Here is a 23,772-nt window from a genome sequence, read left to right on the forward strand (position 1 = left end):
CGTGTGGACCGCGACGCGTTCGCGGAGGCGGTCGCCTGGACCGCCAGGGCCCTGCCGACGCGGCACGCGGTCCCCGTGCTCGCCGGAATGCGCCTGGAGGTCTCTCCGGACGGGAACGCCCTGCGTCTGTCCGGCTTCGACTACGAGATCTCCACCCGGGCCTCGGTGGAGGTCCTCTCGGAGGAGCCGGGGGCCGTGCTGGTACCCGGCAGGCTGTTGGCGGAGATCGTCAACAACCTGCCCTCGGGCACCGTGCGCATCGAGACCGACGGCCCCAGGGTGCTCGTCAGCGCCGGTGCCGCCAGGTTCACCCTGATCACCATGCCGCTGGAGGACTACCCCAGCCTGCCCGGGATGCCCGAGCGGATCGGCTCCGTGTCCGCGGACGCGTTCACGGCGGCGGTGCGCCAGGTGACCCCGGCGGCGAGCCGGGACGACACCCTCCCGATGCTCACCGGCGCCTACCTGGACTTCACCGGCGACCGGTTGAGCGTGGTCGCCACGGACCGCTACCGCATCGCGGTCCGCGAACTCCGGTGGAAGCCGGAGGACGCGGGGATCGACGCCGACGCCCTGGTGCCCGCGCGCACCCTGGCCAACACGGCGCGGGGCCTGATCAACCAGAGCGACGTGGACGTCGCCCTCGGGGGCGAGGGCATGATCGGGTTCGAGAACGGCGAGCGCAGGACCACCACCCGGCTGATCGACAGCGACTTCGTCAAGTACGCCTCCTGGTTCCCGACGGAGTTCTCGGCACGGGCCGAGGTACCGGTGGCACCGCTGCTGGAGGCGGTCAAGAGGGTCGCGTTGGTGGCTGACCGAAACACGCCACTCCGGCTCGCCTTCACGGAGGGTGAGGTCGTGTTGGAGGCCGGTTCCGGGGACGACGCCCAGGCCGTGGAGGCCCTGGAGGTCGGCTACGAGGGGGACCCGATCCGGCTCGCGTTCCGGCCCGACTACCTGGCGGACGGGCTCAACGGGGTGGAGACCGACACCGCTCACCTGAACTTCACCGAACCGGTGAAACCCGCGGTGTTCACGGATGCGGCAGAGGAACCCTCGTTCCGCTACCTCGTTCAACCCCTTCGGGTTAGTTGACCAGGTGTTTTGCTGTTCTTGGGAAAGTTCTCCACAGGTTATCCACAGGCTGCTTCCCCAGCCTGTGGATAACCCCGGGTGATCGGCCCCCTCGGGGGCTCGAACGGCCTCTCGAATCGGCTCGAATTTCCTGTGTGACATGGGAAAACGGAGCGCCTGTGGATTTCCTGCACAGCCTGTGGACAACTCGGGGTGAGGGGCTATTCGCCCTCGGCCAGAGTGGACGTCCGTCCGCTGGTCACCGGGGTGTCCAGACCCAGCTCCGCCTGGCGCCCACGGCGGTATCCCGCCCGGTACCCGGCCGCGCTGTGGGTCCGCTCGGGGCGGTGTTTGCGCAACTGTGGGAATTGCTTGTGGAACTCTTCGTTCACCCGGTTCGGGTCGTCCCGTAGAACCAACTCCGCACCGCGCGCCGAACCGTTCTCACCGTTACCCTCTGTGACGCCAGTCTCTGCGTCATGAGCGGCCATTTCCTGGAGTCGCGCCCGGAACTCCCGAATGCGTTCGGCCACGGCCTGACCGTAGGCACGCACGAACGACCGGTAGTAGCGCTTGCGTTCGGTCTCCAGTTCGGAGCGGGTGTAGTTGCGCAGTTCCCGGATGTCGGCCACGTGGGACGAACTCATGAACCTGGCCGAGGCCTCCATCTGCATGGAGATCGACGGCATCAGCATCCGCAGCGCGTCCAGCGCGCTGACCGTTCCCACCAGGATGATGGTCCGGTCGGTGTTCTCGGAGTTGTTCCCGCGCACCGCGGACTGGCATCCGTACGCGGCGGCGATGTCGGCCAGGGCTCTGACCCTGGCCTTGCCGTGGCCACCCACTCCCGGGACGGTGTAGTCCATGCGGCTGATCGCGTCCGGTTCCTCGCCCCTCTCGGCGCGGGCCTCGGCCTCGGCGATCGCGTGGCGGGTCATCAGCTCGGCGGCCTTGGCGGTGAACGCCTGGCTCTCGGCATCAGTGACCGCGGGGTCCTCCGCCATGCGAAGGAGCCCGCGGACCCGCTCGACCATCTTCTGACGAGCAGCTTCAGTCATCGGCGCCGGTTGTCTCCCGTAGGTGAGGTGTGGTCCATCCGCTCCTTGGCGGAAAACATCGAGCCTAGGCCCTTCTGTTCCCCTCCACCATCACGGTGGCGCCCGATCACCCCTACTTCTTGTCGCCGGCGACCATGGCCACGACGCCGATGATGAGCCACAGGGCAAGGCCCACACCGAGACCGGCCCAGAGGCCGCCGAACAGACCGCCGATGATGGCGAAGTCAGTGATCACGGACACGACGTAGCTCACCACGGCGGTGGCGCCACCGCCGAGGATGGCCGGGGCGCTCGCGTAGCGGAACGGGTAGGCGGCGGCCCAGCGGCGGCCACGGCGGTCGCCCTTCTTGCTCAGCACGCCGCCGACCCCGCCGATCAGGGCGAAGAAGAAGATGCCGGTGGTCACGGCGGCCGGGATGCCGGCCAGGCCGAAGTTGGCGAGGAAGGAGAGGGCACCGGCCACGGTGCCGCCGACGACGGACGCCCCCCAAGGCCAGATCATCGTCGCCGAGGCGACGGGAGTGAATGCGTTACCGCGCTCCAGCGTCATGTTCACAGCTCCAGTCGAATCGCGTGGCGCCCACTCGTCGCAGGGCCGTCCCCCTCAGCATGCGGGGCCAGGGGCGGTCCGCACATCAGGGCCCGTCCCTGACTTACCCCCGAGGCGGTGTTCTGGCACCTGGCACGCGGAGGAAAGCCGACACGAATCATCCCAGAACGGTGGGGGCCGCCGCCTCTCAAGGGTCCAACGATCGGCGGGGCCCGAAAGTGCCCGTCCCGCAGGGATCGTGGCCGCCGCCGTGAGGGACGGCTCCGGACCGCGCCCCCGCCGTGAGGGACGGCCACCGGACTACGCCGTCGCCGCGCGCAGGTCGGCGCTCAGGTGCGGCCAGGCGGTGCGGAAGGCGGGCAGCAGGGGGAGTTCCTCGGCGGCGTCCACCGAGACCCACCGGATCTCCTTGCTCTCCGAGTTCCCCGGACGGAACGGGGTCAGGGTCGGCACGTGCAGCAGGAACGTGTCGTAGCGCCACACGGCCAGGTCCTGCTCGTGGCGGCCCAGGACCGTGTAGTCCCCGAGGTCTCCCGCGACCTCCTCACGGAACTCCCGCACGGCCGCCTCCAGCGGGGTCTCGTCCCGGTTGCGCGCCCCGCCGGGGATGCCCCAGGTGCCGCCCATGTGCGTCCAGCCCGCGCGGTGCTGGAGCAGGACGTGACCGGAACCGGTCACGTCGGTGGCGTACAACAGCAGCCCGGCGGCGCCGTACCGGCCCCACCTGCGGGATCCGTCGGCCAGGTCGACCCAGCCGTTTCCGTCGCCCTCCTGCATCAAGCCCCTCCAACCAGAGCCGTTCCTCGTGTCCCGCGATCAGGGGGTTCCCCGGTCCGCGTGCCGTGGACCACGGGAATCCACGGAGACCGTTCCCGCTCACCTCTTGAACCTATGGCCCGCACGACCTCTTCCGCAGCCTCTCTGCCCGTGTACGCCCTCGGCCTCGTCCGAAGCCACGGGATCCCCTGCTGTGCGCCTACACGGCGGAGATGCTCACCCACACGCTGCTCATGCGCGGGCTGGTGGCGCTCACCGACGTCAACCCCACCCTTTCCCTCGCTGGGCTCGGTCTCACCCTCCTCGTCACCCTGATCACCTTCGTCGTCATGTTCCAGCTGCTCAGGCCGGGACTGCCGTTGATCGACGCCGAACTCGGCGCCGAGGTCGTCCGGCACCGTCGGAACGGGTTCGCCGAGAGCGAGCGCGAGGTGGTCGACGGGGTGGCGCTGGCCATCCTCCCCCTCCTGCTCTTCTACGGGGCCTGGGGCTGGTCGGGGAACAGTACGACACCTACAGCGTCAGTCTGCTCAACACCGGCGGCCGGGGCGGGCGGGACCGGTGCCCGTGGGGCTCCCTGGGGCGGCCCTGGGGGGTGCGGGAGGCCGACCCGGGTTGTCCTGGGCCGGGCTGGGGCGGGAACGGCCTCTGCGGGCCCTGTGGCTGGGGAGGTCCCTGGGTTCGGCCCGGGGGAGGACCGGCGGGACCGGCGGGACCGGCCGGGGGCTGCCCGGGCCGTCCGGGGTAACCGTAGGGGGTGTCCGGGCGCAGGTCAGGACGGAGAGGGTGCGGTTCACCGTCCGCCGCCCTCCAGGGGGACGGTGAGGCGCCCGCGAGCTCCTTGCTGGTGGGCCACAGGACGCCCCGCCGCCGCGGGCGTCCAGTCTCTCGACCTCGTGGTTCCGGGGGAGGGGACCGACGGGGAACGTCGGTTTCGAGGACATGGTGCACCACGAGGCGCGACTGTAGGCCCAACCGGGTCGATCCCCCCGGAACCGCCCTTGGGTCCCCCGGACCTGGCCAGAAGAGGACACCGCGGGTTCGCCCAGCGCAGGACGGGTTTCGGTGCCCGGTTCGCAGACGGGGCCGGGGGTTCGGGTGGAGAGGAGGGGCCGGAGATGTTCGCCTGGGCGCGTGCGGGGTAGGAGGGGTGACCGTGTCCCGAGGTGTCGGGCGTTCCTCCGCGGCCGTATTTTTCTCCGAAAGCGTGGGACCTCCACTTCCGGGTCCTCTTCGTGAGAACGCGGGAAAGTCGTGGTTCGTGTTCGGTCCGTGACGGGGAGAAGAGGTGGGGGGACCGGGGAAAGCCCCTGCGGCACGGGAAGTGAACAACGGGTAGCGCCGTTGTGACCTTGGGTTTTTCCGCTCGGACTGAAAGCCGGTTGAAAGCGGAGCGGAAGAGGACCTCTCTAGCGTGAAGCGTGTTCGTCGGATCGGTAGCTGCGTGAGGACGGCTCGCAGCTCCCAGTGGTCCGACGGCTGTCGGACACATGCCATCCGTGGCGTAGCTGAGGCGGAAGCGCCACGGATGGCGGATCCGCCGGAAGGCGGTGGCCCATGATGCTTCGTAGACGACGTAGGGCGACGTTGCGGCTCTACACGAGTGCAGTGCGCAAAGGAGTACGAGTGCCGAAGATGCTGACGGTTGACGAGCAGTTCGACGCGATCGTCTCCGGAGTGGAGCCGGAAGCCAAGTTCGATCCCTACCAGGAGCCCACTCCGAAGGAGAGTGTCCCCGCCGAGCGCGAGGACAAGCCGGAGGACAAGAAGAAGGAAGACAAGTAGACGCGCGTCTTTGAGGAGCCGCCGCTCCGAGTGCTGGTGAAGAGGGGGGCACTCGGCGGGGACGGACTCAGACGCATTCCGAATTCCACAAGGTGGCCTTGCTAGGGTTGCTCCTTGTGGAATTCGGCGTGCTTGGTCCCATTGCCGCGTGGTCCGAGGGACGACCCCTTCCGGTCGGTGGACCACGCCAGCGTTGTGTTCTGGGGGCGCTCCTGGTGTACGCCGGTCGGGAGGTCACCTTCGACCAGCTGATCCACTACCTCTGGAGCGACGACCCTCCGCGCACGGCGCGCTCGGTCATCCAGGTCCAGGTCTCCCACCTGCGCCGGGCGTTCCCCGGGATGATCAGCACCACCTCCGGCGGATACCTCGCCGACGTCGACCCCGGCCGGGTCGACCTGCACCGGTTCCGGCGGCTGCGCGACGGCGCCGACCCCGCCGATCCGGAGACCGCCCTCGCGCGGCTCTCCGAGGCGCTGGAGTGCTGGCGCGGGGTCCCGTTCTCCGGGGTCGGGTCCGAACACCTCTACTACTCGGTGGTGTCCCCGCTCCTGGAGGAGCGCTGGGCCGCCGTGGCCGACTGGGCCTCCTACGCGCTCTCACTGGGCCGCGCGAACGAGGTGGTCTCCTACCTCACGCCGATCGTCCGGCAGGAGCCGCTCCGGGAACGGCTGCACCACCACTTCGTCACCGCCCTCTGGCACAGCGGCGAACGCGCGGCGGCGCTCTCCGCCTACGAGGAGATCCGATCACGTCTGGCGGACGAGCTGGGCGTCGACCCCGACCCCGACCTCACCGCGCTGCACACCCAGATACTGCGCGCGGACACCTCCGAGCAGACCCCGGCCAAGGGGCTGTCCTCGCCCTTCCCCGTGGTCAAGGACCACTTCGTCGTCCGGAACGACCTCCCCCGGGACATCCCGGACTTCGCCGGGCGACGGGAGACCCTGGAGCACCTGGTCGGTGTGGGCACCTCCGAGGACGACCGGGCCCGGGTCTGCGTGATCTCGGGCAGCGGCGGCTCCGGGAAGACCACGCTCGCCGTCCGCGCGGGGCACGAACTGGTACACCACTTCCCGGACGGGCAGCTGTTCATCGACCTGTACGGGTACACGGCCGAGAAGAAGCCCCTGGACGAGGGGGCGGCACTGGGCGCCCTCCTGCGCGCGGTCGGCGTGCCCTTCGAGGAACTTCCCGACTCGGTGGACGAGCGGTCCGCCCTCTGGCGGGCCACCCTCCGGGGCAGGCGTCTGCTCGTGGTCCTGGACAACGCGGTCAGCTACGCGCAGGTCAACCCGATCCTGCCCTCCGCCGAGGGCACGCTCACCCTGATCACCACCCGGAACGACCTGGCCGGGCTCAGCGGTACGGACTACGTCTCCCTCAGCATGCTGGGGGAGGAGTCGGCGCTGGAACTCCTCGGCAGGGTCCTGGGGGAGGACAGGGTCGTCCGGGAGCGGGACCAGGCCCTCAGGGTGGTGCGGATCTGCGGCGGCCTCCCCCTGGCGCTGCGCGTGGTCGCCGGGCGCATGCTCAGCAGACCGAAGTGGACCTTCGGCCACGTCGAGCGCCGGTTGAGCGAGCAGAGCCGCCGCTTCCGCGAGCTCCAGATGGACGGGCAGAACGTCGAGGCGGCGATCGACCTCTCCTACCAGAGCCTCAACGGCGAACAGCGGCGCGCCTTCCTCCTGCTCGGGGTGCTGATCGGGACCACCGTGGACCTCCACGGGGCGGCGGCGCTGCTGGACATGGACCCCGAGGACGCGGACGACCTCCTCCAGGGGCTCGTGGGTGTCTGCCTGCTGGAGGAACCGGACGGAGACGTGTACCGCCTGCACGACCTCATCGGTGACTTCTCGCGCTACCGGGGTTCGTCCGACCTGGAGCCGACGGAGGCCGAGGGGGCCAGGGCACGGCTGGCCCGGCAGTACATGCACGTCTCGCAGCGCGCGGCGGACCTGTTGGGCCCCCGCGCGCACGGCAGCCCGGACGAGGCGGGGGGCTCGCGGTACCGGGCCGAACTCCTCGACCGGGCCGAGGCGGAGGCCTGGTTCGACCGCCACCAGGACAACGTCGCCGACGTCATCGACTTCTACAGCGACGGGGAGAGCGTCGAGGAGGCGTGGCGGATGGCCGACGCGGTGTGGAGGTTCTACGCCCAGCGCGGCAAGATGGGCCTCCTGCTCACCTCGCAGGAGAAGGCCCTGCGCGCCAGCGAGCGGCGCGGCAGCCAGCGGGGCCGCGCGGTCACCCTCATCGGCATGGGGATCGCGCACTGCCTCTCCGGGAGGTTCGACAGCTCGCTCTCCTACCTCCAGGAGGCCCTCCGTCTCCTGGAGGAGCTGGGCGACGAACGCGGGATCATCCGCGCCCTGGCCAACCTCAGCATGGTCCACGAGCGCACGGGGCGGTTCCAGGAGTGCTCCGAATGCATCGAGAGGGTCATCTCCTTCGCGGTGTCCCAGGGGGACAAGCAGCTGGAGGTGATGCAGCGGGCCAACCTGGCGGTGCTGTACATGAACCTCGGGCGGTACCAGGAGGCCCTGGTCCTCAGCGAGGGGGTCCTGGCCCTGGGCGCGGACGAGAGCCTGGACAACAGCCGGAACCAGGCGGCGCTCATCGTCGGTGAGGCCCGGACGGCCCTCGGGGACCTGGAGGGCGCCTACGAGGCCCTGCGGGTCGCCGTCGCGTTGTGCGAGGGCAAGAGCACGAAGGAGATGTACGCCCACAACTCCCTGGGGGTCGCCTACAGGGCGGGCGGGAGGTTCGACGAGGCCGTCGCGGAACACCGGACGGCGCTCGATCTGGCGGACCGGAGCGGCAACCGCAGCGCGGACGCGGAGGTCCTGACGGACCTCGGGACGACCTACTCCGCCGCCGGTCGGCACGCGGAGGCCGCACGGACCCTGGAGAAGGCTCTCGCCATGGCGCACGAGCGGGGCGAGCGGTACGCCGCGGCCAGGGCCTCGCTGGCGCTCGGCGGGCTGCCCGCGCCGGTGGTGGACGCCGAGCGCGCTCGGGGCCTGCTCACCGACGCGCTCCGGACCTTCGAGGAACAGGGCCTGCCCGAGGCCGACCGGGCCCGGGAAGCGCTCAAGGACCTCTGAACCCCTCCCCGGCGGCCACCCCTCAGCGCTTCGACGACTTCGACGGCTTCCAACCGCCGTTCTTGCGCATCGACCTCAGGTACAGCGTCGACGGCAGTCTCCGGACGCCCTTCGGAAGGCACGGGTACACCGTGCGAGTGAGGCGCATCAGGCGGTCGAAGCGGCGCTGACGAGCCTCGGACCAGGGAATCCCGTACTGGCTCCGCAGCTCCGGATCCAGCAGGCCGCCGCTGAGGAACCGTTGCGTGAGGGTGAACGGCCACAGCAGCCGGTTGTCGGGTCGGAACAGCGACCGGGACAGACCGACGGCGTGCGGGCCGACCTCCAGACGGGCACAGGCGTTTTCCCAGTAGTCTGAGAACTCCTCGGTGCTTTGGGGCCACCGCTCCTGGGGTAGGCCGAGGGCGGTGGCGTACACCGAGGTCTCACGAAGGAACTCGGCTCGTTCCTCCTCGGTCAGGTCGGCCACGGTCAGCTCATACAGACGCACCGCGCTGTGATACAGCGTCGCGCCGACCCACAGCAGCAGTTCGGGGTCGAGGGCGTCGTAGCCCGGCCCCCGGACCCTGCGGTGCATGGCGCGCACGATGGCCTGTACGCGTTCGCGCTCCTCCGGGGTGCCCAGGGCGGTTCCGTAGACGTAGTACATCGTGCCGCGCAGCCGGTCGAGAGGGCGCTTGGCGAACTCGCTGTGCTCGGCCACGCCTCTGGCGACGCTCGGGTGGGCGATCTGGAGCAGGATCGCGTAGCTGGCCCCGGCCAGGATGCTGGCCTCGGTGTTGAGCCGCCGGAGAACCGGCGGGGCGTGGGATAGGTCCATGCCTGGATCGTAGGGCAGCGCCCAGCTTCGTCGCAGGTGACGCGCCCACCCTGGTTTATGGGGCTTCCTCCGCGTTCGTCTGTCCGGGTTTCCCGGCCGCCCCTGCGCACTCCGAGGACGCGTCCGGGGAGGCGCGCGGCACCTCTCCGGAGCCGGGCCCGCCCACGGCCCGGGCCAGGTCCCGGACCAGCCCGACGCGCTCCAGTGCGTCGGTGCCGTCGACGAACTGGTCGACGGCACCCACTGGCGGCCGGCCCGCGAGAGCGGGGTCCCCGACCCTCGCGAGCAGGGCCCCTGAGTAGCGCGCGGCGTCCAGGACCGGGTACGGGCGCGCGTGGAAGGGGCGGGGCTCGGGGGACAGTTCCTCCGCCAACCCGGTCCGGTTCTGCCAGACCGCGACCAGCCGGTAGGCCTCGGCCAGGTCGTGCTGCGGGTCGGGCGAGGCGAGCACCCGGCGCAGGACCGGACCCACCTCGGCCGCTTCGGGGAGCGCCGAGAAGGCGGACCCCAGCCACTTGGAGTAGGGCGGGTAGCGGCGGGCCAGCAGCAGGCACAGGCGCATGAGGTCGCGGACCAGGCGCGCGGCGACCACCCGTGCGCCGAGTTCGTCACCGGCCTCCGCACAGCGTCCCACGAACGGCTCCTCCTGGGCGATCCGTGACCACTGACAGGCCAGCACGTACCGCCAGACGTCGGTCGGGTACCAGCGCAGGGACCGGCGCGCGGCGGTGAGCGCCCCGACGCCGTCGTGGAAGACCGCGCCGCCGACCGCCCCCGCCAGCCGCTGGGTGGGGGTCGCCAGCCAGTCGGCGGTGGTCACTCCGATGCTCGGGTCGAACCCCAGCCACTCGGTGAACCAGGTGCCGGGTTCGACCACGTCCACCAGGTGGCGCCCGCCGGGGCCGTCGGTGAGCTGGTGCACGCCGGGGTCGCCGGGCGCCGCCTCGTACCGTGTGGGCCAGCCGCGCACCCGCCGGGGCAGCCCCTCCTCCAGGAGCGCTCGGATGTGTTCGTGGTCGCCGGGGAGGAAGAGCTGGAGGCGCGGTCCCCAGTCGTGGTCGGTGGAGCGCGGGGTGTCCAGTCCCAGCACCTCGGATCCCGCCCCCACGCGGGCCGCCGCGTGGGGGATCCCGTTCAGGAGGGGCGCGACCCCCTCCTCGTACAGGGCGCGCGACAGCTCAAGCCCGGGCAGGAAGGTCCGACCTGAGGGGTGCGCGGGAGGTGCCCCGTGTTCCGTCCGGGACGGGGGAGCCGGGGGTTCCTGGGGTACCGGAGGTTCCTGGGGGATCGGCGGCTGTGACCCGGCCCGTGGTTCCTGGGGTACCGAGGGGCGTGACCGGGTCTGGGACTCCTGCGGTTCCCGGGGTGGACGTGGTGGGTGTGCCTGCTGGGTCATCCGTGATCACTCCGCTCTTGGCCGCGCGGGGGCGCCCCGCATCCCGGCGCACGGTCGGCCGTCGGTGACGCGGGCGCCCCTCCGTTCCGGGTCCGTTCTGTCACCCGCAACGGGGCCCTGTCCACGGCTTTTCCGATGTCCGCCCCCTAACGTTCACGCGCAGGAGGGGAAGGGGATTGTCACCTTCTGGTGAGGTCTGGTGGAACGTCGGCGGGTTCGACCTCTTGGTCCAGTCCCGGAGCGGCAGACCGGATGCGGGAACCGATCGGCATCGGGCCTGTTCGGGGTGCCCGCCTGGGCACCCGCCCCACCAGTACCAGTGCCCGAGGCCCCGCCACTGGGCCGTTCCACTGGTACGGGTGTCACTCCACACCCATGGGTAACAGGGATCTTGACGACGGGTGACAACCTCTTTACCGTCCTCGGTACTGGGTGGACGGAGGTTCCCGACCCCACGGGAACATCCCCGGGCAACCCCCGCCCGGGCTCACGGATAACCGGCCGTGAGTGCGTTCCACCCGCCCTGGTCCGGCAACGGTCCGGGTCACCCCGCTACGGCCCCCCAGGGTCGTGACCCAGAAGAAGGGCTCCCTCATGAGTATCAGCAGCAAGCTCCGCTCCACCGCGGCCGTCGGCGCCGCCACCGCGCTGGCCTTCACGTTGATGCCCGCGGGCACCGCCAGCGCCCACGGCTACATCAACAACCCGCCCAGCCGCCAGGCCCAGTGCGCCGCCGGGACGGTCTCCTGCGGGCCGATCCAGTACGAGCCGCAGAGCGTCGAGGGCCCCAAGGGTCTGATGAGCTGTTCCGGAGGCAACGCCGCCTTCTCCGAGCTGGACGACAACAACCACGGCTGGGAGGTGACCCCGGTCGGCAACTCCGTCACCTTCGACTGGACGATCACCGCCCGTCACTCCACCAGCACGTGGGAATACTTCATCGACGGTCAGCAGATCGAGAGCATCGACGACGGTGGCGCGCAGCCGCCGGCGAACTTCTCCCACACCATCGACCTCTCCGGCTACAGCGGTGAGCAGACGGTGCTGGCCCGCTGGAACGTGGCCGACACCCCGATGGCCTTCTACGTCTGCGTCGACCTCAACGTCGGCGCCGCGTAGACACCCGGAGGCTCCCCCCTCCCTACGCCGTGACGCCCAACCCCCCGGGCGTCGCGGCGCGCGCCCCGGACCGGCCCAGCGCCGGTCCGGGGCGTTCCCGTTCGCGGGCCCACCGTGTTCCGGATGGCCGGAGTGGGCCGTTTTCCGCCTGGACGGTGCTCGTGCCCGGTTTCGTCGGGGGCGCCGTGAGAACATTCGACGGGTCAGGACTCACGTACTCGTGGATGGACCCTCGCATGGGACACCCCTTCCCGCCGCCTCCCGGACACCCGGGCCACCACGGGCAGCCCCCGTTCGGCCACCAGGGCCCGCCGGGTCAGCCGCCGTACCAACCGCCGCACCCCCAGGGCCCGCCCGGGTACTCCGGAGCCCCGGGACCGAACCCGCCCCCGCCCGGGCCGCCGCCCGGCCACCCGCCCCAGGGCGCCCCCGGCCAGCCCTCCGGACGCCGTCCCCGTACCGCGCTCACAGTGGCCCTCTCCGCCGCCGTCACCCTGGCGGTCGCCGGTTCCCTCACCTGGGTGGTCTCCTCCGCCTACGGTTCCTCCACCGGCCCCGCGCGCGGCCTGCCGACCGGCGACCCCTGCGCGGCCGTCGGTGAGCAGACCCTCGCGGACATGAACGGCGAGGTCAGGGCCTGGAACTCCTCCGTCTACGCCAACAGCTGCTCTTGGTGGGTGTCCCTGGCGGGGGAGGACGAGGTGCTCCTCTCCCTGGTCCGGTACGTGCCGCTCTCCGCGGCGGACGCCGAGCTGAGCGAGGAGCGCGGACCGGACACGGAGGCCCTGCCCACGACCTCCGAGGAGCTCTTCTCGACGCGGGTCGAGGACGCCGCCGAGGTCGGGTTCACGGTCCCGGGGATCGAGGTCGTGGAGACACGGGACCGTCCGCTCAGCCACGGTGACGAGGGCACACTCGTCGTCACCGACATCGACTACGGGTCCGGTGAGCCCTACAACCAGAAGGTGACGCTCGTCGTCCGCGAGGGGGACCTGGTCACCGATGTCTCCTTCAGGGTGTTCCCCGCCACCGGGGAGATCGACCTGAACACGGCCGAGGACCTCCTCGACGGAGTGGCCGCCGACGTCTTCGGGTGACCCCTTCCGCACAGCGCCCGGACGTCGTACAGAACCAGGAGCACAGCCGTGTACAACGGTCCCCCTCAGCAGTTTCCCCACCAGCCGCACCAGCCGCACCAGCCCCACCAGCCGCACGGCCCGGGCGCCCCGGTCCCCGGCCAGATCCCCCCGCCCGTTCCCGGGCCCGACCCCGCCCGCCGTCGGGGCGGCACCGGACGCACCGTCGCGGTCACCGTGGCGGCGACGCTCGCCGTCTACGCCCTCGTGGTCGGGGGCGCCTGGGCGCTGACGTCCTCGTCGGGCGGGTCCGTCGCGGGCCCGGAGTTCGACGGTCTGCCCACCGACCCGTGCTCGGTTCCCGCAGGTTCCGAACTCCGCGGTGTCGGCGCCGTCCTCCCGTCCTCGACGTTCCTGGCCACGAGCTCCGAATGCCGGTGGAGCGCCGAGTTCTCGGACGGGACTCGGGGAGCGTTCTCCGTCGTCTACCGCTTCCCCGTCAACGCTGACGGCGATCCGGAGCGGGACGCCGCCAGGGCGGCGGAGACGTACGAGGAGGAGCGGGCCGGGGTCGTCGACGGCGACGCCCCCGACTACCGGACGATCGAGGTCCTGGAGTCGCGCACCCTCGACCTCGGTGACGAGTCGCTGGTGTCGCACTACCTGGAGGGCAGTGACGAACCGACCAGCATCGCCAAGGTGCTCGTCCGCCAGGGGGACCTCCTGATCGAGGTCGCCGCCCAGGAGCACTGGGAGAAGAAGACCGGCGGGGCCGACTTCACCGGCGACGAGGAGACCCTCGTGGCCGTCGCGGAACGCGCCGTGGCCCACGTGGGATGACCTCGGGCGGTCCTACCCGGCCGCCACCGTCGTCACAGGACGCACGCGCTGCCCCGTGCCCGCCCCGATCTCGGGGCGGCGGTCCACGCAGCGCGTGCGGTCCTCGAACGCCTTCGCGTGGCGCAGCAGCTCCACGTCCCGGTAGTGGTCCACGGAGAGCTGGAAGCCCACGGGCAGCCCCGACGCGGTGTACCCGGCCGGGAGCGCCAGGACGGGGAGCCCCGTCGCGGAGAGCGCGTAGGCCGAGCGCATCCAGTCCAGGTACCCGGAGCTCTCCACGCCGTCGACCGACGCCGGGTAGCGCAGCCGGGCGTCGAAGGGCAGCACCTGCGCGGCGGGGCTGACCAGGAGGTCGTGGCGTGCGTGGAAGGTGCGGAGGGCGGCGGCCAGCCGGGTCCGCGCGGCGGCCGCGCCCACGACCTCGCTGGCGCTCAGCGCCCACCCGGCCTCCACGTTCCCGACCACCTCGGGTTTGACCAGCTCCCGGTGCTCGCGCACCAGCGGTCCCAGCGCGGCGGCGAAGTCGAGGGCGCGGGTGGTCCGGAACACCTCCTCCGCGTCGGTGAGGTCCGGGGCGGTCTCCTCCACGATCGCCCCGGCCTCCTCGAAGACGTGCAGCCGACCCTCCAGGACCTCCAGGACCTCGGGTTCCACGGGGAGCCCGAGCCCGAGGTCCGGACTCCAGGCCACCCGCACCCCGCGCAGGTCACCGAGGAGCGGGCCGGTGAAGTCGGCCCCGGTGACCGGGGCCGGGGGCTGGACCCTCGGTGAGGGGCCGGCGACGGCGGACATGAACAGGGCGACGTCGGACACCTCGCGCGCCATCGGCCCGGTGCGGGTCAGCCACGCCCAGTCGTCGCCCTCCGGTGGCGTGGGGATCACGCCGTAGGACGGCCGGAACCCCACCACACCGCAGAACGACGCCGGGATGCGCAGCGATCCGCCCATGTCCGACCCCTCTCCCAGGGGCTGGATCCCGCTGGCGACCGCCGCGGCCAGGCCGCCGGACGATCCGCCCGCGCTGAGCCGGGGGGCGTACGGGTTGGTGGTCGTGCCGAAGACGTCGTTGAACGTGTGCGACCCGGCGCCGAACTCCGGGACGTTGCTCTTCCCCGTGGAGACGACCCCCGCGCCCCGCAGCCGGGCGATGATCGCGTCGTCCTCGACGGGTACGTGGTGCGCGAGGATCCGGGAGCCGCTGGTGGAGCGCGTTCCGGCCACGGCGTGGGTGTCCTTGTGGGTCATGGGCAGCCCGTGCAGCGGGGGAAGGGCGGCCCCGGACACGGTGCGCCGGTCAGCGGCATCGGCGGCGGCCCGGGCCCGCTCCGGTTCGAGGGTGACCACGGCGTTGACCTCCGGGTTCACCTCCTCGATCCGTTCGAGGTGGGCGTCGAGGGCCTCCCGCGCGGAGACCTCGCGGCGTCGGATCGCCGCCACCAGGGCGGTCGCGGACATCAGCTGGATCTCGTTCATGGTGCCGCCAGTCTCCGCCGGGACCGCGCGTTCCGGAACCTCCCCTCGGTGGATTCGCCCCGGTTTTTCGGGAAACGACCCACAGGGGTTCCCTCCCGCCCCCGACCGCGAAGGAAGGCCGTATGACCAGCCCGACCGACACCGTCCTGTCCGACCTCGACACCGGGCGCGCGCACCGGATCTACCGGCACCTGCACGCCCACCCCGAGCTCTCCATGCGGGAGTACGCCACGGCCGACTTCGTCGCCGCCGAGCTGGACGACCTCGGGATCGAGAACCACCGCTGCGGCGGCACCGGCGTGGTCGGCGTCATCCGCAACGGCGAGGGGCCGGTGGTCGCCTTCCGGGCCGACACGGACGGTCTGCCCATCGCCGAGGACACCGGCCTGGAGTTCGCGAGCACGGCCACCGGGACGCTGGAGGACGGCACCGCGGTGCCGGTCATGCACGGTTGCGGACACGACACCCACGTCACGTCGCTGCTCACCGCCGCCCGCGCGCTGACGTCCCACCCGGACGCCTGGTCCGGGACCCTCGTGCTGGTCTTCCAACCCGGCGAGGAGGTCGCGGCCGGTGCGCGGGCGATGGTCGACGACGGCCTGTGGGAGCTGGCCCCGGTCCCCGAGGTCGTCCTGGGCCAACACGTCATGCCGCTCCAGGCGGGGACCGTCAACATCTCCCACGGTGTCGCGATGGCCATGGCCGACGCGCTGCGGGTGACGGTGTTCGGGAAGCAGTCCCACGGCTCTCGGCCGCAGTCCTCGATCGACCCGATCGTGCTCGGAGCGCACATGATCGCCCGGTTGCAGACGATCGTCTCCCGCGAACTCGACCCGCGCACCCCCGCCGTGGTCACCTCCGGGACCTTCCACGCGGGCCTGAAGGAGAACATCATCCCGGACCGCGCGGAGTTCACCCTGAACATCCGTACGTTCGAACCCGAGGTCCGCGAGCAGGTCCTCTCCGCGGTCCGCCGGATCGTCTCCGGCGAGGCGGCCGTCTCCGGCGCCCCGGAACCGCTGGTGGAGGAGGTCTACTCGTTCCCGAGCTGCCACAACGACCCGGCCCAGGCCGCACGCGTCGAGTCGGCGCTCAGGGCCGGACTGGGGGAGGGGAACGTCTCCGTGGCCGAGCCGGTGATGGGCAGCGAGGACTTCGGCCACCTGGCGGAGGCCATCGGGGTCCCCTCGGTCTTCTGGATGTTCGGGGGGTTCGACCTCGTCCCGGGCGAGGAGGCCCCGGTCAACCACTCCCCGTACTTCGCGCCCGCCATGGAACCGACGCTGGCCACCGGCACGCGGGCCGCCGTCGCCGGGATCCTGGCCTACCTCGGCACCGACTCACGGGACTGACGGGGCGGTCCGGCACCGACCCCGGACACGACGAAGGCCGGTCCCGTGGGACCGGCCTTCGTGCTCTGTCGGGGTGGCGGGATTTGAACCCACGACCTCTTCGTCCCGAACGAAGCGCGCTGCCAAGCTGCGCTACACCCCGAAGCAACATCCCCAAGTCTAGCGGACTCGGGGAGTGCTTGTGCACGTCAATTCCGGACGCATCGAACCCGCTGGTCAGGGTCGGGCGACCAGGTCCAGGAGCGAGGCCTCCGGGCGGCAGCAGAACCGCACCGGGGCGTACGGGGACGTGCCCAGACCACCGGAGACGTGCAGCCACGCGTCCCCGTACTCGTTCAGACCCCAGGCGCGGCGGCGGTCGATCCCGCAGTTGGTGACCAGCGTCCCGTAGAGGGGCAGGCACAGCTGACCGCCGTGCGTGTGGCCGGCGAGCAGCAGCTGGTACCCGTCGGCCTCGAAGCGGTCCAGGTTGGCGGGCTCCGGCGAGTGCAGCACGCCCAGCCTGACGTCGGCCAGCGGGTCGGCCGGTCCGGCGACGTCCTCGTAGCGGTCCAGCTTGATGTGCGAGTCGTGCACGCCCGCCAGGGCCACGTCGAGGCCGTTGGCCTTCAGCGAGCCCTTGTGGTTGTTCAGGTCCAACCAGCCCGAGGCCGACATCGACGCGCCCAGCTCACGCCAGGGCAGGTCCGGCACCCGGCGCTTGCGGTAGTCCGTCTTGCTGGTTCGCCACAGGTAGCGCGCCGGGTTCTTCAACTGGGGTGAGAACAGGTCGTTGGACCCGTACACGAACGCGCCCGGCCGGTCCAGGAGCGGGCCCAGGGCGTCGATGAACGGCCCCACCGCGTCGGGGTGGGCCAGCGAGTCCCCGGTGTTGATCACCAGGTCGGGCTCGTAGGCCTCCAGTCCCCGGATCCAGTCGATGAGCATCTTCCGCCCGGGCGTCAGGTGCGCGTCGGACAGGTGCAGCACACGCAGTCGGGGGCTGCCGGGAGGCAGCAGCGGCAGCTCGTACCGGCGCAGCCGGAACCAGTTGCGTTCGATGACCGAGGCGTACCCCAGCCCGGCCACACCGACCGCCCCGGTGATCGCGGCCGCGCGCCCGATCCGGCGCAGCAGTGGTCTGTTGTCGGCGCCCATCCGGCCCTCCTTCGTCGAGTACCGATCGTCTCAGATCCGGGGTGCCCCGCGCGCAAACCGTTGGTGGGCCCGGTCGGGGCGGCCATAGGATCGGGCCATGTCCGAACTCAAAGCCCGTCTCAAGTCCGACCTGACCACCGCCATGAAGGCGAAGGACAAGGTCCGCACCGCCACCCTGCGCATGGTGCTCACCACCATCGCCACCGAGGAGTCCGCGGGCTCCTCGCAGCGGGTGCTCGACGACGACGAGGTCACCAAGCTCCTCATCCGCGAGGCCAAGAAGCGTCGCGAGGCCGCCGAGGCCTTCGACAAGGGCGACCGCCCCGAGGCCGCCGCCAACGAGCGGGCCGAGAGCGAGGTCCTGTCGGACTACCTGCCCAAGCCCCTCACCGACGACGAGCTCTCCCAGCTGGTCGCGGCCGCGGTCACCGAGACCGGTGCCTCCGGGATGAAGGAGATGGGCAAGGTCATGAAGATCGTCAACGCCCAGATCGCCGGGCGTGCCGACGGCGCCCGCGTGGCCGCCGAGGTCAAGCGCCAGCTCGCCTAGCGAAACGACGAGGGGGCGGTGGTGACCAGGTCACCACCGCCCCCTCGCGGGTGTCACGGGATCAGTCGCCCCGGCCCGGTTGGGCCGCCGGAGTCGCCGGGAACCAGCCGTTGCGGCCCCGGTCCTCCTCCGCGTTGGCCCGGCCGCCGCCGCTGCTCAGGAACACGTTGACCGTCGCGCCCTCGGGGAGACGGGTGCCCGGGTTCGGGTTGACCGCGGCCACCGAACCCTCGCTCTCGGCGGAGCGGACCGTCGTGCCGGACACGTTCACCGTGTAACCGGCGGACTCCAGGGCGGCCACCGCTTCCGACTCGCCCATCCCGACGACGTTCGGGACGCCGCCGTCGTCGCTGGCCGGACTGGCCTCCTCGTCCCCGTCGTCGTCATCCCGGGGAGCGCGGGGCTCCGAGGTGGAGCCGAACTTGCCGGGCGCGGACGCCAGCTGCTCGGTGTCCAGGCCCTCGTGGGCGCCGCGCATGGTCTCCTGCCAGATCGGGCCGGGGATGGTGGCCCCGTACACGGTGCCGAAGTACCGGTCACCGATCCTGACGTTGCGCAGCGGGTACTGCTGGGGACCGCGCGGGTCGCCGACGAACACGCTGCTGGCCATCTGCGGGGTGAACCCGGCGAACCAGGCCGCAGCGGAGCCGTCGGTGGTTCCCGTCTTGCCCGCCGCCGGACGACCGATGCCCAGGCTGGCGGCGGTGCCGCCGTTGAAGGGCTGCGACAGCAGGTAGCTGGTGCCGTCCGCGACCTCCTCGTCCATCACCCGCTCGCACTCGGGCTCGATCTCGATCGTGGTGCCCGCCTGGCGGTCCTCGATCCTGGTGATGGCCTGCGGCTCGCAGTACATGCCACCGGAGGCGAAGGTCGCGTAGGCGTTGGACACCCGCAGCGGGGAGACCTCCTCGCTGCCCAGCGTGAAGCTGCTGTTGGCGAGCGAGTTGTCGTTCTCCGTGAACAGGGTGCCGTCGGCGCGCTTCAGCCCGATCTTCTCGGCCATCTTCATCGTGTTGCACAGGCCCGCGCGGGCCTGGAGCTGCGCGAAGAAGGTGTTGGACGAGGCCTTCGTGCCGGAGATCATGTTGTGGTTGCCCGCGTTGCTGTCACCGGCGTTGCTCAGCGACCACGACTCCAGCCGCCCCCCGTTGCAGGAGGTCTGGCCGCTCACCGTGGTGGAGCTCGGTGAGTTGAACGAGGTACTGAAGGGCAGCCCCTGTTCCAGCGCGGCGGCGAGGGTGATCGCCTTGAACGTCGACCCGGCCTGGAAGCCGCTGCTGCCGCCCCGGTCCGAGTCGGTGGTGAAGTTGATCGAGGTCTCGCCGAGCTTGCTCTCGTCGGGACCGTAGTTGCGGCTCTGCATCATGCCGAGGATGTGGCCGGTGCCCGGCTCCACGACCGCCTGCGCGGCGACCTTGCGGGAGTCGTTCTTGCGCGGCACCCACTTGTCCACGGCCTTCTGCCCCGCCTCCTGCGTCTGCGGGTCCAGGGTCGTGTGGATCTCCAGGCCAGCGGTGCGCAGCCAGCGCGCCCGCTCGGTCTCGTTGGGGCCGAACCGCTCGTCCTGCTCGATCTCCTGCACGACGTAGTCACAGAAGAAGGGCTCGTCGCTGGGGACGCACCCGTTGGGCGGGGTGTCCAGCTCCAGCTCCATGTCCTCGGCCTTGGCCTCCTCGGCCTCCGCCTCGGTGATGGCCCCGGTGGCGACCATGCGGTCCAGGACGACGTTGCGCCGCTCGGTGGTCTGCTCGGGGAAGAAGCGCGGGTTGTACAGGTACGGATAGCGCACGAGACCGGCGATGGTCGCCGCCTGGTGCAGCTCCAGCTCGCTCGCGGGCACCTGGAAGAAGTGCTGTGCGGCGGACTCGACGCCGTAGGCGCCGTCACTGAAGTAGGCGATGTTGAGGTAGCCCTCGAGGATCTCGTCCTTGGACATCCGCTGTTCCAGGGCGACGGCGTAGCGCAGCTCCCGGATCTTGCGGGCGATGGTCTCCTCGCGGGCCTCCTCCAGCTCCTCCTGGGAGGTGGCGGCCTCGATCTGCACGTTCTTCACGTACTGCTGGGTGATGGAGGAGGCACCCTCGGTGTTGCCTCCCACGGTCCGGAGCGCGGCACGCAGGGTGCCGGAGACGTCCAGACCGCCGTGGTCGTAGAAGCGGGAGTCCTCTATGGCCAGGATCGCGTCGACCATGACCGGCGAGACGTCGTCGATGTCGACGAGCTCGCGGTTCTGGTCGAAGATCTCGGCGATGACGCCGCCCTCGCTGTCGTAGATGGTCGACCGCTGAGGTGGCGGAGGTGTCTCAAGTTGGCTGGGCATGTCCAGGAAGCCGCTGGCGATGTTGCGGGCGGTGATCCCCATGCCGCCGACCGCCGGAAGGGCGAGTGCGGCGACGAGGAGGCCGGCGATCACACCGACGACGACCAGTTGGCTGATTCTTTGAAGCAATGTCCCCTGACCCACCCCATCAGACTAAGTGACCACGAACGCTCAGAAGCGGTGCGATCGGTAACGGACGGTGCGTTCTCACGCCGAATCGCCCATGACTACGCACGAGCCGTACCCCCGGACCATCCTTCCACGGTTAACGCGGGGAGCTCCGGGAGCGGTTCGGCCGACACGCGCCCCTGCCCCGGTCGGGGAGGGTGGTCGGCCGGTCGCGCAATGGCCCGCTCGGGCCATATCCGTGAGACGGAAAGTGGGTCGAGTGGGTTCTGTTGGCGCGGCGATCCGAACCGTACTTTCGAGATACGGGGGCGCCGTGACGGTACGTGCACGTCGCGCCCCACGCGGTAGCGGGAGGCCACCGTGTTCACCTCCACTCAACCAGAGCACACCAACCACCTTTGACCGCGAGCGCTAGCACACGTCTGGGAAGTGGGCCACATGTGGACCAATCAGTGGACGACCGAGGCCCTGTGCCGTCAGATCGACCCCGACGCCCTTTTTGTCCAGGGCGCCGCGCAGAACCGCGCCAAGCTCTTCTGCCACGGCTGTCCCGTGCGTGTCGAGTGCCTCGCTGACGCCCTCGACCACCGGGTCGAGTTCGGTGTGTGGGGCGGCATGACCGAGCGGGAACGCCGTTCCCTGCTGCGCAAGCACCCCGAGGTCACCGACTGGGCACCCGTGCTGGAGGAGGCGCGCCGGGAGGGCGCGGACGATCTCTCCCGCATCGCGCGCACCCTGCGGGACTCGCCCGCCTGACCCCTCCGTCCGGCGCGGCCTCAGGCGGCCCCCGGACCGGCCTCCCCCGAACCTGCCTCCCCGGGACCCGTGGCCTCCCCCGGATCGGTCTCATCGGTACCGGGCTCATCGGTGTCCGCCGACCCCGGCGCGCCCCCGGCGAGCGCGACGCCGATCTCCCGCAGCCCGGCGAGGTCGTGCACGTCCTCGGGCCGCGCCGGGACCTCGACCACCCGCGCCCCCCGGTGCGCCGCCAGCATCCGGGACCGCAGCCGCTCCTCGCGCTCGTGCGTCCGGACCCGCTCCGCGTGCAACCGCAGCGCCGCCGCCGCGATCGGGTGGGTTCCGGCCTCCGTCAGGGACACGGCGGCCTTCAGCGCCTCCTCGGCGCCCAGCCGGGAGCCCGGGCCGGGCGGCAGCGGGTGCGTCCGGTTGACCACCAGTCCCGCCAACGGCATGGACTCCGTCGCCAGGCGGTCCATGAAGTACGAGGCCTCCCGCAGCGCGTCCGTGTCCGGGACCGCCACCACGACGAACGCCGTCCCCGGTGTCCGGAGCAGGCGGTACGTGCGCTCGGCGCGCTTCTGGAACCCGCCGAACACCGTGTCGAAGGCCGAGACGAACGACCGCAGGTCGGCCAGGAACTGGGCACCGACGATCTTCCCCACCACCGCCCCCACCACGTTGACCCCGGCACCCAGCAGCCGGAACGCGCCGTTGGCCGGGGGACTGAGAAACCGGATGAGCCTGCCGTCCAGGAACCGGCCGAGCCGCTTGGGAGCGTCGAGGAAGTCCAGCGCGGAGCGGCTGGGCGGGGTGTCCACCACGATCAGGTCCCACTCGCCGGACTGGCGCAGCTGCCCCAGCTTCTCCATGGCCATGTACTCCTGCGTGCCGGAGAAGCTCGTGGAGAGGGTCCGGTAGAAGGGGTTGGCCAGGATCTGGCGGGCCCGCTCGGGGTCGGCGTGCTCCCTGACGACCTCGTCGAAGGTCCGCTTCATGTCGAGCATCATCGCGTGCAGGCTGCCCTTGGCCGTCTCGGGGAGCGGCACCGGGCGCGGGGTGTTGTCCAGCTCCACCAGGCCCATCGACTGCGCGAGACGCCGGGCCGGGTCCACGGTGATCACCACGGTGCGCCGTCCGCGTTCGGCGGCGCGCAGCCCCAGCGCGGCGGCGGTGGTGGTCTTGCCGACCCCGCCCGACCCGCAGCACACGATGATCCGCCTGCGGGGGTCGTCCAGGAGGGCGTCCACGTCCAGCGGCGCGCCCTCACGCGCGCCCCGCGCACCCGGACCTCCCGCTCTCGGGCCCTCGGTCAACGTCCCACCCCCTGATCGGTCAGCCGCCGGGCCAGGTCGCCCAGCGCCGCGCGGTCCACACCGCCCTCCACCCGGGGCAGCTCCACCAGGGGCGGGCCCAGGTCCTCCAGCTCGCCGCGGACCCGTTCCTCCAGGAGCTGGCGCAGCGCGTGCGCGCGCACCTCGCCCGCGAGGTCGGCGGCCAGCGCCCCGGGCGCCTCCAGCAGGGCCGGGTCCAGGTTCGCGGCCCCGAGCCCCGACGCGATCGCGGCGGTGTCCGTCTCGCCCGCGACGGCGGCGGCGAGGTCGGCCGCATCCAGCAGCGGCGGGGCGACCATGTTCACGAGGACGGCGCCCGGGCGCAGCCCCAGTTCACGGAGTTCCGCGATCCCGTCCCGGGTCTCCTGCGCGGGCATCTCCTCCAGGAGGGTCACGAGGTGCACGCGGGTGCGGTCGGACCGGATCACCTCCATGACCCGGTCGGCGTGGTCGCGGACCGGACCCACCCGGGCGAGCCCGGCCACCTCGGAGTTGACGTTCAGGAACCGCCCGATCCTCCCGGTGGGCGGCGCGTCCATGACCACGGCCTCGTAGTGGAAGGGTGCTCCGGCGGGGGCGTCGGAGGACCGGCGCCGGGCGCCCGTGGGCCGCCGGACCGCCTCGGTGGCCTTGCCGGTGAGGAGGACGTCGCGGAGCCCGGGGGCGATGGTGGTGGCGAAGTCGACGGCGCCCAGCCTGGTGAGTGCCTGCCCGGCCCGGCGCATGCCGTAGAAGAGCTCCAGGTACTCCAGCAGCGCCGCCTCGGGGTCCGCCGCGAGCACGTGCACGGAACCGCCGCCCGGTGCGGAGATCATCTCGCGCTCCTCGTAGGGCAGGGCGGGGCTCCCGAGCAGGGAGGCCACCCCCTGGCGGCCCTCGACCTCGACCAGGAGCACGCGGCCGCCCCGGGAGGCCAGGGAGAGGGCCAACGCGGTGGCGGCCGTCGTCTTGCCCGTGCCGCCCTTGCCGGTCACGATGTGCAGTCGGGCACCGGCGAACGCCGCTCCCGGGTCGTCTCCGCGCGGTCCCTGTTCACGATCGCTCACCCCACGGAGTCTATGTGCGTGCCTCTTCGGGAGTCGGACGCGGGTGCGCCCGGGTCCGCCTGACCTCCCGGGTGGGCACGGGTGAGGT

At 71.5% G+C, this 23,772-nt stretch carries 19 protein-coding genes and 1 tRNA gene; 9 read left to right on the forward strand and 11 right to left on the reverse strand.

The genetic code is table 11. The features are described from left to right. Window positions 1–3 precede the first annotated feature (3 nt). Window positions 4–1,098 (forward strand): DNA polymerase III subunit beta, encoded by a 1,095-nt coding sequence (dnaN, locus tag AC0VYL_RS00450; protein ID WP_475483439.1) that lies wholly within the window; start codon window positions 4–6, stop codon window positions 1,096–1,098. Between the two features lie 200 nt (window positions 1,099–1,298). Here the strand turns inward: dnaN and AC0VYL_RS00455 are convergent, their stop codons facing one another. From AC0VYL_RS00455 to AC0VYL_RS00465, 3 genes are all read right to left on the reverse strand, one after another. Then, window positions 1,299–2,111, reverse strand: coding sequence for a DUF2786 domain-containing protein (locus tag AC0VYL_RS00455; protein WP_475462896.1), 813 nt, complete (start codon window positions 2,109–2,111; stop codon window positions 1,299–1,301). Window positions 2,112–2,247: 136 nt separating this feature from the next. Beyond that, the gene (locus AC0VYL_RS00460; protein ID WP_475462897.1) at window positions 2,248–2,685 is read right to left on the reverse strand and encodes a hypothetical protein; all 438 of its coding nucleotides are present in this window, start codon (window positions 2,683–2,685) and stop codon (window positions 2,248–2,250) included. Between the two features lie 300 nt (window positions 2,686–2,985). Then, window positions 2,986–3,462, reverse strand: a complete 477-nt coding sequence (locus AC0VYL_RS00465; protein ID WP_475481987.1) for an NUDIX hydrolase — start codon at window positions 3,460–3,462, stop codon at window positions 2,986–2,988. A gap of 1,626 nt (window positions 3,463–5,088) precedes the next feature. On the opposite strand from AC0VYL_RS00465, the gene AC0VYL_RS00470 reads away from it, so the two are divergent. Together AC0VYL_RS00470 and AC0VYL_RS00475 are read left to right on the forward strand one after the other, a co-directional pair. Beyond that, window positions 5,089–5,247 carry a hypothetical protein gene (locus tag AC0VYL_RS00470; RefSeq protein ID WP_475483594.1) on the forward strand — a complete coding sequence of 53 codons (159 nt, stop codon included), beginning with the start codon at window positions 5,089–5,091 and terminating at the stop codon, window positions 5,245–5,247. A 215-nt stretch (window positions 5,248–5,462) separates the two neighbouring features. Continuing rightward, on the forward strand, window positions 5,463–8,354 hold the full coding sequence (locus AC0VYL_RS00475) for an AfsR/SARP family transcriptional regulator (protein ID WP_475457690.1): 2,892 nt from the start codon (window positions 5,463–5,465) through the stop codon (window positions 8,352–8,354). A 22-nt stretch (window positions 8,355–8,376) separates the two neighbouring features. Here AC0VYL_RS00475 and AC0VYL_RS00480 read toward each other — a convergent pair whose 3' ends face one another. Together AC0VYL_RS00480 and AC0VYL_RS00485 are read right to left on the reverse strand one after the other, a co-directional pair. Next, a complete protein-coding gene (locus AC0VYL_RS00480) occupies window positions 8,377–9,174 on the reverse strand; it encodes an oxygenase MpaB family protein (protein WP_475457692.1) in 798 nt (265 codons plus the stop codon). Between the two features lie 55 nt (window positions 9,175–9,229). Then, window positions 9,230–10,351 (reverse strand): DUF4037 domain-containing protein, encoded by a 1,122-nt coding sequence (locus AC0VYL_RS00485; protein WP_475483440.1) that lies wholly within the window; start codon window positions 10,349–10,351, stop codon window positions 9,230–9,232. 813 nt (window positions 10,352–11,164) lie between these two features. On the opposite strand from AC0VYL_RS00485, the gene AC0VYL_RS00490 reads away from it, so the two are divergent. The 3 genes from AC0VYL_RS00490 (at window position 11,165) to AC0VYL_RS00500 (ending at window position 13,605) form a co-directional block, all read left to right on the forward strand. Beyond that, entirely contained in the window at window positions 11,165–11,689 is a 525-nt protein-coding gene (locus tag AC0VYL_RS00490) for a lytic polysaccharide monooxygenase auxiliary activity family 9 protein (RefSeq protein ID WP_475457694.1), read from the forward strand. 470 nt (window positions 11,690–12,159) lie between these two features. Further along, window positions 12,160–12,786: a hypothetical protein gene (locus tag AC0VYL_RS00495; protein WP_475481988.1), complete on the forward strand. Its 627-nt coding sequence runs from the start codon at window positions 12,160–12,162 to the stop codon at window positions 12,784–12,786. A gap of 48 nt (window positions 12,787–12,834) precedes the next feature. Then, window positions 12,835–13,605, forward strand: a complete 771-nt coding sequence (locus AC0VYL_RS00500) for a hypothetical protein (RefSeq protein ID WP_475481989.1) — start codon at window positions 12,835–12,837, stop codon at window positions 13,603–13,605. 12 nt (window positions 13,606–13,617) lie between these two features. On the opposite strand, the gene AC0VYL_RS00505 is transcribed toward AC0VYL_RS00500, so the two are convergent. Continuing rightward, window positions 13,618–15,078 carry an amidase gene (locus AC0VYL_RS00505; protein WP_475481990.1) on the reverse strand — a complete coding sequence of 487 codons (1,461 nt, stop codon included), beginning with the start codon at window positions 15,076–15,078 and terminating at the stop codon, window positions 13,618–13,620. Between the two features lie 122 nt (window positions 15,079–15,200). Here AC0VYL_RS00505 and AC0VYL_RS00510 point away from each other — a divergent pair, with 122 nt between their 5' ends. Next, on the forward strand, window positions 15,201–16,430 hold the full coding sequence (locus AC0VYL_RS00510) for an amidohydrolase (protein ID WP_475457702.1): 1,230 nt from the start codon (window positions 15,201–15,203) through the stop codon (window positions 16,428–16,430). Window positions 16,431–16,498: 68 nt separating this feature from the next. Here the strand turns inward: AC0VYL_RS00510 and AC0VYL_RS00515 are convergent. Together AC0VYL_RS00515 and AC0VYL_RS00520 are read right to left on the reverse strand one after the other, a co-directional pair. Next, window positions 16,499–16,572 (reverse strand) — tRNA-Pro (locus AC0VYL_RS00515). A 74-nt stretch (window positions 16,573–16,646) separates the two neighbouring features. Further along, a complete protein-coding gene (locus AC0VYL_RS00520) occupies window positions 16,647–17,567 on the reverse strand; it encodes a metallophosphoesterase (RefSeq protein ID WP_475481991.1) in 921 nt (306 codons plus the stop codon). A 97-nt stretch (window positions 17,568–17,664) separates the two neighbouring features. Between AC0VYL_RS00520 and AC0VYL_RS00525 the strand changes: the two genes are divergently transcribed. Further along, window positions 17,665–18,117: a GatB/YqeY domain-containing protein gene (locus AC0VYL_RS00525; RefSeq protein ID WP_475481992.1), complete on the forward strand. Its 453-nt coding sequence runs from the start codon at window positions 17,665–17,667 to the stop codon at window positions 18,115–18,117. Window positions 18,118–18,178: 61 nt separating this feature from the next. On the opposite strand, the gene AC0VYL_RS00530 is transcribed toward AC0VYL_RS00525, so the two are convergent. Further along, the gene (locus AC0VYL_RS00530; protein WP_475457831.1) at window positions 18,179–20,566 is read right to left on the reverse strand and encodes a penicillin-binding protein; all 2,388 of its coding nucleotides are present in this window, start codon (window positions 20,564–20,566) and stop codon (window positions 18,179–18,181) included. Between the two features lie 438 nt (window positions 20,567–21,004). Between AC0VYL_RS00530 and AC0VYL_RS00535 the strand changes: the two genes are divergently transcribed. Further along, window positions 21,005–21,322 (forward strand): WhiB family transcriptional regulator, encoded by a 318-nt coding sequence (locus AC0VYL_RS00535; RefSeq protein ID WP_475457834.1) that lies wholly within the window; start codon window positions 21,005–21,007, stop codon window positions 21,320–21,322. 20 nt (window positions 21,323–21,342) lie between these two features. On the opposite strand, the gene bagB is transcribed toward AC0VYL_RS00535, so the two are convergent. Together bagB and bagA are read right to left on the reverse strand one after the other, a co-directional pair. Continuing rightward, window positions 21,343–22,620: an ATPase BagB gene (bagB, locus tag AC0VYL_RS00540; RefSeq protein WP_475481993.1), complete on the reverse strand. Its 1,278-nt coding sequence runs from the start codon at window positions 22,618–22,620 to the stop codon at window positions 21,343–21,345. Further along, entirely contained in the window at window positions 22,617–23,684 is a 1,068-nt protein-coding gene (bagA, locus tag AC0VYL_RS00545; protein WP_475481994.1) for an ATPase BagA, read from the reverse strand. The genes bagB and bagA overlap by 4 nt, the downstream gene beginning before the upstream one ends. Window positions 23,685–23,772: the final 88 nt, after the last annotated feature.

It is taken from the genome of Nocardiopsis sp. iso_238 (genome assembly GCF_056173325.1).

Bases quoted from the DNA above. Each gene is read 5' to 3' on its own strand.
- AC0VYL_RS00455 (WP_475462896.1), bottom strand. From the start codon at position 2,111: ATGGTCGAGCGGGTCCGCGGGCTCCTTCGCATGGCGGAGGACCCCGCG.
- AC0VYL_RS00460 (WP_475462897.1), bottom strand. From the start codon at position 2,685: ATGACGCTGGAGCGCGGTAACGCATTCACTCCCGTCGCCTCGGCGACG.
- AC0VYL_RS00465 (WP_475481987.1), bottom strand. From the start codon at position 3,462: ATGCAGGAGGGCGACGGAAACGGCTGGGTCGACCTGGCCGACGGATCC.
- AC0VYL_RS00480 (WP_475457692.1), bottom strand. From the start codon at position 9,174: ATGGACCTATCCCACGCCCCGCCGGTTCTCCGGCGGCTCAACACCGAG.
- AC0VYL_RS00490 (WP_475457694.1), top strand. From the start codon at position 11,165: ATGAGTATCAGCAGCAAGCTCCGCTCCACCGCGGCCGTCGGCGCCGCC.
- AC0VYL_RS00505 (WP_475481990.1), bottom strand. From the start codon at position 15,078: ATGAACGAGATCCAGCTGATGTCCGCGACCGCCCTGGTGGCGGCGATC.
- AC0VYL_RS00510 (WP_475457702.1), top strand. From the start codon at position 15,201: ATGACCAGCCCGACCGACACCGTCCTGTCCGACCTCGACACCGGGCGC.
- AC0VYL_RS00520 (WP_475481991.1), bottom strand. From the start codon at position 17,567: ATGGGCGCCGACAACAGACCACTGCTGCGCCGGATCGGGCGCGCGGCC.
- AC0VYL_RS00525 (WP_475481992.1), top strand. From the start codon at position 17,665: ATGTCCGAACTCAAAGCCCGTCTCAAGTCCGACCTGACCACCGCCATG.
- AC0VYL_RS00535 (WP_475457834.1), top strand. From the start codon at position 21,005: ATGTGGACCAATCAGTGGACGACCGAGGCCCTGTGCCGTCAGATCGAC.